Source organism: Pseudoalteromonas sp. HL-AS2 (assembly GCF_031198805.1).
GTDB lineage: Bacteria > Pseudomonadota > Gammaproteobacteria > Enterobacterales > Alteromonadaceae > Pseudoalteromonas > Pseudoalteromonas nigrifaciens.
Genome location: NZ_CP133571.1, coordinates 2,383,026 through 2,396,806, shown reverse-complemented (window position 1 = coordinate 2,396,806; position 13,781 = coordinate 2,383,026). Strand labels below are relative to the sequence as shown.

Below are 13,781 nucleotides of genomic sequence, written 5' to 3'. Positions count from 1 at the left end.
AAAAATAGCATTGTGGGGCATTATTATGTTCATTTTTTACAGTGTTTATTATCAATATGGATGAGTTTAACGCTATGCAAATTAAGTATCGTGCGCAGGGAGCTAAGCATGGCATAGAAGTATTAATTGTTGGTGCGATTGGTTTGTTATTCATTATGCTGTTTAATTTATTACGCCCTGGTGAAATTAGCATTCTAGAAATTTTTTTAGTTAGTTTGTGTATTGCAGCAATAACAATTGGTTTTTTTAAAACCCAAGAGCCATTTTATAGCTTAGTGTTAACCACTGAGCAGTTAACTTATCAGCACAAATATGGTGTTTGGCATTTAGCTCATAGTAATTTTAAATCAAGCGGAATACCCAAAATAGCAGTAGGGCTTGAGTACTTAGAGCTTAACGTGGTGGGAATTAAGGTAAACGATATGGATGAGTTTTTAACGGGTTTAGCCCCAAGAATCGCAGGGAAATTATTGATAGAGCAGCGTCATTTATTTATGCAACTAATTCAAAAGAATTGCAAAAATGGCGATTGCCCATCAGAATGGCTGGTAGAGGATACACAATATAGATCTAAAAATGGAATTAGCTATAATGGGTTAATAGCAATGTTTGCCAACAGGGCTAAGCATTTGCAGTTACTAACAGGCTATGAGCTATTATTACCAGCGAGTGTATTAGATAGAAATATTTGGGAATTTAGTGCTAACTTAAATGCATGGCAGCGCGAACCCCTTAAATTTATAGCGTCGCAAGTAAGTAATTAAAACGCGGCAGTAGGAATAATAATGAGCCAAGAAAGAGCTTTTTTAAAAAGTGGTCGTAATACCATAATACATAAAGACAAAAAACTTGATTTAGTCATTGTTAATTCTGAGATCCACCCTCGAATTAAAGTGACCCAAAATGGCTTAGAACCATTTAAAGAAGAGCTGCCAAAAAACCGCCGTGACGCAAAAGAGCGTTACTTAGAAGTTGTTTATGTTGGTAGCGCCGATGTGTTTGGCGAAGAAAAACGATTGTTATTTATTCAAGCCCTTGATGGGCGGGAATACAAGGTTGATTACAGTAAAATAGGTACTAAGTTATTTGTACGTATTCATCAAGATAGTTATTTATAGTACTTAGTGGCACTTTTATTGCTTTAAATAATTATTAATTATTTTTTGATATAAAAAGGTGCTTAGTATGAGAGCAATTGCGTTAATCCCGTTATTGTCGTGTGGGCTATTGGCTGCATGCGGAGGTGGGGGGAGCTCTGATGATGGTGATAACACTCAAGCTTCAGTATTTGCAGGTAACGATTTGCAAATTATTGAAAAAACCGATTTTACTATTACTGCAAAAGGCTCACCTACCGAGGGTACGTTTACTTGGCAGCGCGTAAGCGGCCCCATTGTTGATGGATTTCCGCTCGATGGTGCAGTGCAAACTATTACCGCGCCAGATGTAAAGGCAGACAGTGAACTGGTGCTCAGAGTAAGCTATCAAACAACCGGTGGTGGTTTAGTACATGACGATATTAGTATTTTTATTACATCAAACAATCAATTACCCCAAGCTGTAATTACTCAAACAGCACCGCAAGTATTGCCATCGGTTTATAACGATACCGTAACGCTAAGCGCAGCAGACTCAACAGATCCAGATACAAATGGTCAAATTAATAGCTACTTGTGGCAATTAATATCAGGACCAGCCCTCAATATTAATAGTTTTACTAATTCTACCTTAAGCTTTAGCCATCCACTGCTTGAAAACCATACAAATTTAAAGTGGTCATTAACGGTTACCGATGATGAAGGGGGAGAGTCAACCTCTGAATATGACATGACTTTAAATAAAACAGCGCAAGTTGTTATTGCCAATGCCGGGGCTGATCAGCAAGTTAACGAGTTTGATAAAGTAACCTTAGATGCAAGTAACAGCGCTGCCGCAACCAGTACTTATAAATGTGACTGGCAACAACTAACCGGCAAAGCGGAAACATTAGCTAATAGTAATCAATGTATTACTACTTTTTATGCCTCAGACATAGACACTAACGCCACTTTAAGCTTTGAAGTAATGGTTACTGATTCAAAAGGGCGCACCGCAAACGATAGTGTATTTGTAGATGTTGCACCTAAAGCGCTTGGGTTAATAAACGATACAGGTGTAGGGGAGTGTTACAACAATACTCAACGTATAAACTGTGTTAGTAAAGATTTTCCAAATCAAGATGCTGAACTTGGTCGAGACAGCTTTGCGAATCGTTTAGCCAAAGTAGGGCAAGGTAATTTAGCGTTTGATTACACCAAACTAAATGAGTTTGCCGATGAAGTGGCTGATGACGCACAAAATTTTAGTTGTATTCGCGACAACGTAACCGGTTTAGTGTGGGAGGTTAAAAGCCCTGTGTCAGGTGTGGTACCTAACACTACATTACGCGATGGGCAAAATCTTTATACATGGTACCTTACTGAATCTGCTATTCCTCAAGTAGGCGGAGCAAGAGGCGCAGCTAACTCCAGTTGCCCAAGCAATACTGATTGCGGATTGCAAAGCTATATACAAGAAGTAAATGCGCTAGATTTTTGTGGTGGCACAAATTGGCGAGTACCCACTTACACCGAGCTACTAAGCTTAGTAGATTATGGCAAGCAAGGGCAAAATGTATTAATAGATGAGAGTATTTTCCCTAATATGCCTGCGGTTAGTTTACTGGGTCACTTGCGTTATTGGACCTCTCAAACAGCGGTTGATGGCACCAGTTTATCGCAAGCTTATATTATAGATATGAGCGATGGTAATGACCTTGCTTATCCAAAAGGTAATATTGCTTATGTTCGTTTAGTTAGAAGCCGTTAGGGGAAGTATATGAAATTTAAATTAATAACTACATTTGCGGCAATGAGTTTAAGCTTTAACGCAATAGCAGGGGTTTGTTATGACTCTGTTACGCAAACAACACCAACAGAGCGATTTACAATAAATCCCGATGGCACAGTGTCAGATAGCAAAACAGGTTTAATGTGGCAGCGTTGTAGTTACGGACAAGTGTATAACAATGCTACAGCAACATGCGAAGGCTCTACACCATCATTAACCTGGCAAGCTGCATTGCGAGGCGCAGTTAACGATACAACGGCAAGTTATAATGACTGGCAAGTACCAAATATTAAAGAGTTAGCAAGTATTATTGAACACAGATGTACAGAGCCAAGTATTAACGAATCGGTGTTTTTGGGCACAAAGCTACAAAACTATTGGACCAATACCTCAGGTGTAAATACGATTAATTCTGCTTGGGTTTATCAGTTTGACAGTGGATTAAATAGTTTGCACGCTAAAACCAGTAGTGTTTATTTGCGCTTAATGCGTTACGAAAAATAATCCAATATAAGTAAATGCACAGCTAAGTTGAAAGCAGTGCTTTTTACATTAATTTACGTTATTTCAATAATAAAAGAGCCTGAGTGTTGTCACTAAGGCTCTTTTTTTGCCATTATGGAGGGGATTTATTTACCAAGGAATACTCAGGTGTATTTAAGCTATTTTGGTTTGCATGAAAAACCCTTTTCAATCTCGCCTAATCCCCATTATTTGTTTTTAAGTGAGCGACATAAAGAAGCGTTAGCGCACCTTACCTATGGACTAGGTGAAGACGGCGGCTTTGTATTATTAACCGGCGAAGTGGGTACCGGTAAAACAACCATTACTCGCAGTATGCTAGAAAAACTGCCAGAGAATACTCAAGTTGCGATGATCCATAATCCGGCATTATCAGAGCTTGAGCTCTTGGCGAGTATTTGTGATGAGCTTAAAATTAATTATGATGCACAAAATGCGAGTTTAAAAAGCCTTACCGATGTTATAAAAAAGCACTTAGAAGCAAATAATAAAGCGGGTGGGCATACCATACTTATTATTGACGAAGCGCAGTTACTTGCTCCCGATGTACTAGAACAACTGCGCCTACTAACCAACATAGAAACCGATCATAAAAAGCTATTACAAATAGTGCTGGTGGGGCAACCTGAGCTGCAAGTATTATTAAAACGAAATGAGTTAAGGCAGCTTGCACAGCGTATAACAGCTCGCTATCACTTACTGCCTTTAACACAAGGACAAACGGTGGCATACATTAAGCATCGTTTACATATTGCAGGCTGTGATAAAGGTATTTTTTCGTTGGAAGCAATGCAAAGCGTTCATCAACTTACCGGTGGCGTGCCACGATTAATGAACTTAGTGTGTGAGCGGGCGTTAGTAGGGGCATTTGCAAAACAGCAATTAACAATAGATAGCGAGATTATAAAAAAATCTGCTCTGGAATCATTACCACCCGATTTCATTGCGGCTAATAATACGCCACCTAAAACCGTGCCATATTGGCTATATTGCTCTGCTTTTGTTGCTTTATTTGCAGCCGGCTTAGGGCTTTCATTTATTTTATAGTTAGGTGATTAATGTCTTATTTATTAGATGCGTTAAAGCAATCGCAACAAGCCGATATAAGCGCCGAGCAGTATGACTTACAGGCACAGCAGGCTAAACAGCAACAAGCTCTAGTGCGATACCGCCGCTTGGCGTTTGTGATTGGTGGCAGCTTAGCGGTTAGCTTTAGTGTTGCTGGTGGTTTTGTTAGTGGAAAATGGCTACAAAACAGCTCATTTAATAGTAATAATGAGCAAGTTAGCACTACAGCAATATTAAAAAATACTAATGCCGATAAAGAACCAACAATAACAACCAAATCGGATATAGATAATACAGCAAAATTACAAAGTGCAGAGCAAAACATAGCTGTATTAGCGGCGCAATCATCAGCGTCAAAAACGGCCCCGCCAGACGCAGTAAATACAGCAACTTCAATTCAAGGTCAGTTAGTGTATGTACAAACCCCCAGTGGTATTGTACAAATGTTACTTACGCCACAAGGGCAATATATTCCAATAATGGAAAATCAAGCCATACTTCAGCAAAACCTAAACCCGCAAAATAGTTTTGCTCAGGGTACGTATGGGCAAGGCGCAATTAATCAGCAGGGATATTCACAACCACATTATAATCAACCTAGCTTCAATCAAACTAGTAACCAGGCAACACAAGCTGCAAAGCAGCAACCTCAAACAAATATGCCTTCATCGGCATCGCTTGATTTAAGTAAGTATAAAGTGCTTGGTAAACCGCTCGATTCACAAGGCTCTACAGCACAAAAAACTAAAAGACCTACGCTTGCAAAGAGCCCAACATTACTAGAAACAGCTTTTGATCAAGCTATTCAAGATACAGAAAAAACACAAAACTACGAAGTAACGCAAGCAACGCGCAGCTCATCACGCGTGCAACCAATAGAGCTGTTGCCAGATGGATTGCAAGCCATGTTACCGCCACTTAAATATCAGGCGCATATATATTCCTCTGCACTCGATAAGCGTTGGATCAAGCTCAATGGTCGCGAGCTTTTTGAGGGCGATAGTATAGGTGCATTAACAGTGCGAGAAATAACACCAGAGCAAAGCGTACTTGATTTTGACGGCTACGAATTTAGCTTAAAGGCGCTACAAGATTGGCCGCAATAGCGGCTAATTAGGGTAAAATTGAATTTTTATAAAAGCGTTGTAAGTCAATTTTGTATTCGTCAGCTTTAACTGCCGACTCAAGCGTATCTTGACTTTTTTTATGTGCCAAATCTATGTCTTGCACTTGGGTGTAGCGCCCATGCTTTGCACTATAGAAAGTTTTAACAACGGGCTTTAGTGGGCTGGCAGGGTTGCTCTGTGTCACCAGTCCCACTTTTTGACTCGAGAGCTTAACCAGTGTGCCTACCGGGTGAATACCGATACACTGAATAAATTTAGTTAATAACTCACTATCAAAACTATCAGGGCAACCTTCTTTTAATATTTTAAAGGCTTTTATCGGCTCCATACCCGCTTTATAAACGCGCTCAGCTGTGAGTGCATCATACACGTCAACAATTGACGCCATACGCACATACTGGCTTATTTCATCGCCTTTTTTACCAAACGGATAGCCTTTACCATCTAAGCGTTCATGGTGCATACCGGCAATATCAACAGCTATACCTTTGAGCCCTGCAGCTTGTAAAATTTCTTTACTAAAGCGCGCATGATTTTTCATTATTGTAAATTCTTCATCAGTAAAACGTCCCGGCTTATTGAGTACTGCATCAGGAATTTTTATTTTGCCAATATCATGCAGTAGCGCGCCAGTAGTTAGCTGTTCAATAATATCTTTATCTATATTCAAATGCTTGGCAAAAATACTAATTAAAATAGAAACATTAATAGAGTGCTCTAACAGGTAGGCATCTTTTTGGCGCATTTGAGTAAGACAAGCAAGTGCATCTTGATTTCTAAATACCGAATCCATAAAACCACTAGCAAGATCTCTAAAAGGCGCTATGTCTATATCTCGGCCTGCTTTTATATCTTTAAATGCTTTAATTTGTAGAGATTTAGCTTCATCGTAGAGCTTTTTAGCTTTGCCCATTTCTTGTTCAGCACTGTGCGTTTTTTGCCAAGGATCGCGCTTTGCAACAGGGGAAGGAGTATTGGCAGGCTCTTTTTCAGGCACTGATTCGATGAGGGTTTTATCTGGATCTATTTCAATTTCTAAAATACCGACATTTTTTAACTTATCGATGCCTGTCTGGGTTTTAACCCAGCCTTGGCTTTTTATTTTAATACGTCCGGTTTGCTTTGTTACGCTTTGTACAAACATGCCAGGTAATAACTGCGAAATTGGAATGACTTTCAATTTAATTCACTTCATATAAGTATTCTACTGGTTAAAGTAACAAAAATATTACAATTAACATAGTAAAAAAGGCACCCTAAGGTGCCTTTTCATACGAATAAGTAATTAGTGCTAAACTAGTTACTCATCATCTTCAACAAGCGTCATCAGCGATGTATTACCACCCGATGCCGTTGTATCTATACTGATGGTTTTTTCAGTTACTAAACGTTTAATAAGCGTATCGTAATATTCAGAGCTGATCACTGGCAAAATAGCACCTTTACGCTGCGCTAGCTGCTGGCTGAAATAACCAAAGCGAGAAGAGCGTGCTGCAACCACAGCGCCGGCTAAGTGCGGATGTGCCAATATAGCTTGTAACTGATTTGGTTTAGCTACTTGGAACACGCCTTCGGCAACACCGGTGGCAATAAATTTATCTCTAAAGGCAACCGCTTCTTCATAAAATATTTCAGAAGCAACAGTAATTACCGTATTACCCGCAGCAATTGCAGTAATGATCGATAATGCCCAAAAGTTAAACGATGTGCTCTTATCGGCGTAACATACAACACAACCACGTGCTTCAAGGTGCAATGTATTAGACTCACCCGTTGGCCCTGGTAATGTAGTAAATTTACGCATGTGCTTTTCTAAGCGATTAAGTTGTGCACGTGCATCGGCAAGTGTTAGTGCTAAATCGTCAGCTAAGTCGTCAATAATTTCAACTGTGGCTATTTTAGCAAGCAATTGACGCACCGCAGATACACGGTCGTTTAATGGTGTTGAGCGCCAAATTTTTTCATCGCGCATAGAGTTAATCATTAGCTTTTCTACTTGCTCATTTGCACCGCTGTAGTGGTGTAAATCCAGCTCGTCTGGCGTTAGATTGGTCATTTGCACGTTTTCTGGCGATGCTTTTTCTTTTACTAAACGTTGTAAGTAGTTAGGGCCACCGGCTTTAGGGCCAGTACCAGATAAACCACGGCCACCAAATGGTTGCACACCAACAATAGCGCCAATCATATTACGGTTAACGTATACGTTACCTGCACGCGACATTTTAGCTAGGTATTCACAACGCTCTTCGATGCGCGAATGCACGCCCATAGTTAAGCCGTAACCTGTGTTGTTTATTTGATCCATAACACTGTCTAGTTCGCTCGATTTAAAGCGTATAACGTGTACACATGGGCCAAATACTTCGCGCTTAAGTACCGATAAGTCTTTTATTTCGTATAAGCGAGGAGCAAAGAAGTACGCACCATTTACTGTGTTATCTGGAATTTTACACTCGTAATGTAATGTCGCATTACCTTTTAAATACTCAACGTGATCGTTTAAGCTTTTCAGCGCTTTTTCATCAATTACCGGGCCTACGTCAGTAGATAGTAACGATGGGTCGCCTATATGTAATTCAGCCAGTGCACCTTTAAGCATTTCGATTATGCCATCGGCAACGTCTTCTTGAATAAATAATACACGTAACGCTGAACAGCGTTGCCCAGCACTTTGAAAACCAGAACTAATTACATCGTCAACCACTTGCTCAGGGAGTGCTGTTGAGTCAACGATCATACAGTTTTGGCCGCCTGTTTCAGCAATTAACGGTACTTGAATATCGCTACGCGCCGCGAGTGTTTGTGAAATAAGCGTGCCTGTTTCAGTCGAGCCAGTAAACATAATCGCTTGAACGCGTTCATCCGGAACAATTGTTTTACCTACGTCACTACCGCGGGCTATTACCGCTTGCACAACATGCTCTGGTAAACCTACCGACAGCATAAGTTCAATGGCACGCAGCGCAATTAGGCTGGTTTGCTCAGCTGGTTTTGCAATAACGGTATTACCGGTCACAATGGCAGCGGCTACTTGGCCTAAGAAAATAGCTAGCGGGAAGTTCCATGGGCTAATACATAAAATAACACCACGAGCTTCAAAGCGCTCATCTTGCGATAGCTCTTCAGCGCGGGCTGCGTAGTAACGACAAAAATCAACCGCTTCGCGTACTTCATCAATACCATCTTTAGCTATTTTACCGGCTTCTTTAATACAAATAGCCACTAGTTCGTCATGATGACGCTCTAAAATATCGGCAACACGGCGTAATAAATTAGCACGTTCTTTTACCGATGTTTGTGACCATGATTCAAAAGCGCTTTCTGCGTTGGCTAGCAAAATTTGCATTTCATCGCTAGATTGCAGTTTTATATGGCCAATTACTTCTTTGTGGTTTGCCGGGTTTTTAACTGCCACAGAGCCCTCAGGTACTTGGCTTGGCTCAATTAAGTGCTCGTTAAACCACAGATCAAGGTTTTCTTTAAACGGAGTGATCACGTTTATATCGGTTAAATCCATGCCTTTTGAATTGGCACGCTCGGCGCCATATAAGTCAATTGGCATTTTAATTTGCGTATTGTATTTATTACGTAAACCTTGCAGTGTTTCTACCGGGTCAGGTAATAGTGACTCAACCGGCTTAGTGGTATCTACAATGGCATTAACAAACGATGAGTTAGCACCATTTTCTAATAAACGGCGTACTAAGTAAGCCAGCAGGTCTTCGTGTTGGCCCACTGGTGCGTATACGCGGCACTGAATTTTTTCCTCGGTAACGATTTGGTCAAATAAAGATTCGCCCATACCGTGTAAACGTTGGAATTCAAAACCGGTGTTATCACCTTTAGCCACTTCTAATATAGTTGCTGCTGAGTAGGCATTATGGGTAGCAAACTGTGGGTAAAGTACATCACGTGCTTCGAGCATTTTCATGGCACACGCTTTATAAGACACGTCGGTGGTTGCTTTGCGAGTAAATACCGGAAAATGCTCTAAACCATCTTGTTGTGTGGTTTTTATTTCAGTGTCCCAATAAGCGCCTTTAACTAAACGCACCATCATTTTACGACCCACACGGGTTGCAAGTTCAGTTAGCCATTCAATTACAAATATAGCGCGTTTTTGATACGCTTGAACCGCTAAACCAAAGCCGTTCCAACCTGCTAGGTCGTCATCACTAAATACCGCTTCAATTACATCTAAAGAAATATCTAAACGGTCTGCTTCCTCAGCGTCAACAGTAAAGCCAATGTCATATTGTTTAGCTGCTAGCGCAAGCTCTTTAAGCTTAGGCACAATCTCGGCCATTACGCGTTCTTTATGCGTAAACTCATAACGAGGATGAATAGCAGAAAGCTTAACTGAAATGCCTGGGCTTTTTATTGGGCCACGGCCATTTGCCGCTTTACCAATAGCATGAATCGCGTTCATGTAGCTGTCAAAGTAACGCTGCGCATCTTTCATGGTGCGCGCGCCTTCGCCTAGCATGTCGTATGAATATACATAGCCTTTTTGTTCTTTATCGGCAGCACGTACTATCGCTTCGTCAATGGTACGACCCATAACGAATTGCTTACCCATAATTTTCATCGCAAAGTTTACTGATTTACGAATAACTGGCTCGCCTAAACGACCTATGGTTTTTTTAAGCATACCAAATTGCTGTTCTTTGGTTTTATCTGTGTAGTTAACCATTTTACCGGTTACTAATAGACCCCAAGACGATGCGTTAACAAATAACGAATCGCTGCTGCCTAAATGAGAGCTCCAGTCGCCCTTTGCTAATTTGTCACGAATTAATGTGTCTTGAGTTGCTTTGTCTGGTACGCGAAGCAGGGCTTCGGCTAAGCACATTAATACTACGCCTTCTTCACTAGAGAGTGAAAACTCATTTAATAGTGCATCAACACCGCTTTGACCATCTTGGTCTTTACGAATATTTAAAACAATTTGGCGAGCTCTTTCCCAGGCACGACTTCGTGCTTTAACACCTACTTCAGCAAGTGGTAAAATATGATCGATAACCGCATTTTCGTCGATGCGGTAGAAGTCACGGATTTTTTGTCGAATTGGACAAGTCGTTGTCAAATCGCTATTGAATAACATAAGCAACCCTCAGGAGTGTTAAAACTTAAGGTAAAATTAATTACCACTAAATATTCGTTGGTGTAAGGCGTGCATTCTAATTAAAATTCAGCAGAATATGCTGGTTAAATTTGGCGTTTTACGCTAATTTACAGGGCATATTTTCTACTTATCCGTATAAAGTTCTGTTATGACGAGTCCAAATAGATTACGCCTGCTTGATCGTATCGATTTAGCTATTTTAGACGTTCTGCAACAGAACGGCAGAATTTCAAATGTTAACCTCGCAAAGCAGGTTAATTTAAGCCCCAGCCCTTGTCTTGATCGTGTAAAGCGTTTAGAGCAAGAAGGCTATATTGAAGGCTATGTTGCCAAGCTTAGCGAAGCCAAGCTTAATCAAAGCTTAGTTGCACATGTACAAGTGTCGCTGGTGACTTCAAATACCGCGGTATTTAAAGTGTTTAGAGAACACATTTTAAAAATTAGGCAAGTAGTGGAGTGCGACATGGTTGCTGGTGGCTACGACTACTTGCTGAAAATCAGGGTATCAAACATGGACGAGTACAGGCAAGTGCTTGGCGACTTAGTTGATATTCCAGGAGTGGGGACGCACCACACCTACATGGTAATTGAAAAAATAAAACAAGATCCGGGTCTGCGCCTAGATTTGTAATATAAACTGCAGGCATAAAAAAAGCATCTAATGATGCTTTTTTTATGCGACTAATTAAGTTGTCGTGTTATGCCCAGCCTTGGTAGCGCTTACGGCGAGACAACACAATCGTTAATATAATACCAAAAAACAATCCTAAAAATGCAATAGCACCGCCATAAGTAAGTAATTGGCGTTTTTCTTTAGAGCTAGTAGCTTGCTTTAAAGTGCGCTCTTGCTCAAGTGTAGTTTTTAATTGAGTTATTTGTGTAAACAATTGTTTGTTTTGGTTTGTTAACTGCACGTTTTGCTCTTGCAACTGCGGTAATTCAACTTGTGCTTGGCGCAGTTCATTTTGTATTGAGCTCATTTCATCACTTAACGTTTGGTACTGCTTATGTAAGCCAGCTGTTTGTGTGATGTATTTAGCTTCAACCCAACCTTCACGATCTTTATCATCCTTAACTTTTAAAAAACCGTTTTCTTCACTCGATAATAAGGTCAGTTGTGTGCCTGCATCAATAGAGCCGAGTAAACGATAGTTTTTGCTCGCACCAGAGCGCATAAACGTATAAAGATTGTCAATTATATAAGCTGTTTTTGCATTGGTGGGGGTTGCTGTTTGAGCTTCTTCTGCTTGGCTCGCAAATGTTGAGGCTGTTAAAAACAGCCATAATAAACAGTGTTTTAGCATTTATTTACCTTGTTAATCTAACCGTGTCCGTTTAGAACGTGATTTTATATTTCACATAAGTATAGCGATAATATGGATTAAATAGCGCAATAGCAAGGTTGATATTGTAACCGGTGTTATTTTATTAGCGGCCCATTTTGACTAAAATATTTGCAATATGGGGCGGCTTTGTTTATTTTGACCACTTATTAATTTTAAGGGTAATCCGCATAACTAATGGATACTGAGATAGAACTAAAATTTTTGGTATCAGATGCCGTCATTCCACTGATCCCCTCATTAATTACACAATTTGCAAAAACAGTTACTAATAAGCCATCTCGAAGTTTACAAAATGCTTATTATGATACGCCAAGCCGTGAGCTTAGAGCCCTTGATATTGGCTATAGAACGCGTTGTGCTGATAATAAATGTGAGCAAACAATTAAACTCGCCGGTGAGGTTGTTGGGGGCTTACATCAACGCCCTGAATTTAACTTACCAATAGAGTCTAATCGTCCAGATTTAATGGCATTTGACCCATCTATTTGGCCTCATGGCATGCAAGCCAATGTTATTGCAGAAAATATACATCCGATTTTTAGTACTAACTTTATTCGCCGTACTTGGTTAATTGAGACTCAAAACGGTGCAAAAATTGAAGTAGTGCTTGATAAAGGTGAAATTGCCGCAGCGGATAAAGTTGAGGTGATCAGCGAGCTTGAAATTGAACTTGTTGAGGGCAGCCGTAATGAATTATTTGCGCTAGCCGATAAATTAGTAAGCCAAAACTGTATTCGCTTAGGTTTGTATTCAAAGGCCGCAAGAGGGTATCGCCTTGCTGACGACACGCCACTGCAACCAAGTAAGTCTATTGGGTTTGTTAAACTCAAAGGGCAAGTAACCCAAGAGCAAGCATTAATAGAGGCTATGGGTTTTGGTATTCGTTTTGTGCAAAAGCACGAACAATGTTATTTCAATAAGCCAAGTTTAAAAACATTAAAGCGAGTAACCGACGGTATAAGCTTAATTCGTCATAACTTTTGGTTGTTTGACGACATTGTTAGCAAAGAAAGTACTGAGCATTTACGCAACGAACTAAAGTGGTTACTCAGCGAGTTAGCGTGGGTTGAAAATGCAATTCAATTAAAAACCTATACTTCAAAACGCCACGCTTTTTATAAAAAAATAAACAACGCACCGGCATTAACACAAGTTATTAATGACCTAAAAGAGCTACAGCCTAGCATTGACGACATTTATGCGCTGTTTCATAGTGCACGCTATAATCGTTTAATACTGTCGTTAACAACCTGGTTAATAGACAAACAATGGCGCAAGTTTTGGGATCAAAAGCAATTACAAAACGCTGACCAATCGGTAGCCAGCATTGCTAACCGTTTGTTTGATAAAGATTGGCGAAATTTGCATAAGCTGTTACCTAAAGAACAAACTTTAACCGCGAATGATTACCTTAATATACGCACACAATTAGAGAACAGTTTACTAAGTGGTAATTGTTTAGGTGCGTTATTTGATAAAGAAGAGCGCTTAGAGTTTAGACTCCCTTGGCTTGATATTTCTCATGGTATGTACGAGCTTAGTACCCTTGACTATTTAAAGCAGCTTTGCGGTGGTCAAGAAGATGAAAAGCTAGCTAAAATTCAAACATGGCTAGCACAAAAGACAGAATATTTGGTAAGTGCAATGGAGCAAAGTAGATTGGCTTCGTTCGATATAAAGCCTTATTGGCTTTAGATTTACAGAATATGATTAAATAAAAAAGGC

Annotated in this window: 11 protein-coding genes; 8 read left to right on the top strand and 3 right to left on the bottom strand. The window is 40.1% G+C overall.

Going from position 1 to position 13,781, the window contains the following annotated elements; all coding sequences use genetic code 11:
• The first annotated feature begins 56 nt into the window (after window positions 1-56).
• The 6 genes from RB215_RS11135 to RB215_RS11110 all read left to right on the top strand — a co-directional run bounded on the left by RB215_RS11135 (window position 57) and on the right by RB215_RS11110 (window position 5,564).
• Window positions 57-764, top strand: coding sequence for a DUF2982 domain-containing protein (locus RB215_RS11135; RefSeq protein ID WP_193038612.1), 708 nt, complete (start codon window positions 57-59; stop codon window positions 762-764).
• Between the two features lie 21 nt (window positions 765-785).
• A complete protein-coding gene (locus RB215_RS11130) occupies window positions 786-1,118 on the top strand; it encodes a hypothetical protein (RefSeq protein ID WP_011328927.1) in 333 nt (110 codons plus the stop codon).
• A gap of 67 nt (window positions 1,119-1,185) precedes the next feature.
• Complete coding sequence (locus RB215_RS11125) at window positions 1,186-2,847, top strand: DUF1566 domain-containing protein (protein ID WP_309216397.1); 1,662 nt, start codon at window positions 1,186-1,188, stop codon at window positions 2,845-2,847.
• 9 nt (window positions 2,848-2,856) lie between these two features.
• A complete protein-coding gene (locus RB215_RS11120) occupies window positions 2,857-3,372 on the top strand; it encodes a DUF1566 domain-containing protein (RefSeq protein WP_309216396.1) in 516 nt (171 codons plus the stop codon).
• 147 nt (window positions 3,373-3,519) lie between these two features.
• A complete protein-coding gene (locus RB215_RS11115) occupies window positions 3,520-4,437 on the top strand; it encodes an AAA family ATPase (RefSeq protein ID WP_182684341.1) in 918 nt (305 codons plus the stop codon).
• 11 nt (window positions 4,438-4,448) lie between these two features.
• The gene (locus tag RB215_RS11110) at window positions 4,449-5,564 is read left to right on the top strand and encodes a general secretion pathway protein GspB (RefSeq protein ID WP_309216395.1); all 1,116 of its coding nucleotides are present in this window, start codon (window positions 4,449-4,451) and stop codon (window positions 5,562-5,564) included.
• A 7-nt stretch (window positions 5,565-5,571) separates the two neighbouring features.
• On the opposite strand, the gene RB215_RS11105 is transcribed toward RB215_RS11110, so the two are convergent.
• Both RB215_RS11105 and putA read right to left on the bottom strand, forming a co-directional pair.
• On the bottom strand, window positions 5,572-6,765 hold the full coding sequence (locus RB215_RS11105; protein ID WP_179808037.1) for an HD-GYP domain-containing protein: 1,194 nt from the start codon (window positions 6,763-6,765) through the stop codon (window positions 5,572-5,574).
• Window positions 6,766-6,885: 120 nt separating this feature from the next.
• Window positions 6,886-10,689, bottom strand: a complete 3,804-nt coding sequence (putA, locus tag RB215_RS11100; RefSeq protein ID WP_179808038.1) for a bifunctional proline dehydrogenase/L-glutamate gamma-semialdehyde dehydrogenase PutA — start codon at window positions 10,687-10,689, stop codon at window positions 6,886-6,888.
• Between the two features lie 169 nt (window positions 10,690-10,858).
• Here putA and RB215_RS11095 point away from each other — a divergent pair, with 169 nt between their 5' ends.
• On the top strand, window positions 10,859-11,341 hold the full coding sequence (locus RB215_RS11095) for a winged helix-turn-helix transcriptional regulator (RefSeq protein WP_011328920.1): 483 nt from the start codon (window positions 10,859-10,861) through the stop codon (window positions 11,339-11,341).
• Window positions 11,342-11,408: 67 nt separating this feature from the next.
• Here the strand turns inward: RB215_RS11095 and RB215_RS11090 are convergent, their stop codons facing one another.
• A complete protein-coding gene (locus RB215_RS11090; protein WP_309216392.1) occupies window positions 11,409-12,014 on the bottom strand; it encodes a TIGR04211 family SH3 domain-containing protein in 606 nt (201 codons plus the stop codon).
• A 216-nt stretch (window positions 12,015-12,230) separates the two neighbouring features.
• On the opposite strand from RB215_RS11090, the gene RB215_RS11085 reads away from it, so the two are divergent.
• Complete coding sequence (locus tag RB215_RS11085; protein WP_309216391.1) at window positions 12,231-13,751, top strand: CYTH domain-containing protein; 1,521 nt, start codon at window positions 12,231-12,233, stop codon at window positions 13,749-13,751.
• Window positions 13,752-13,781: the final 30 nt, after the last annotated feature.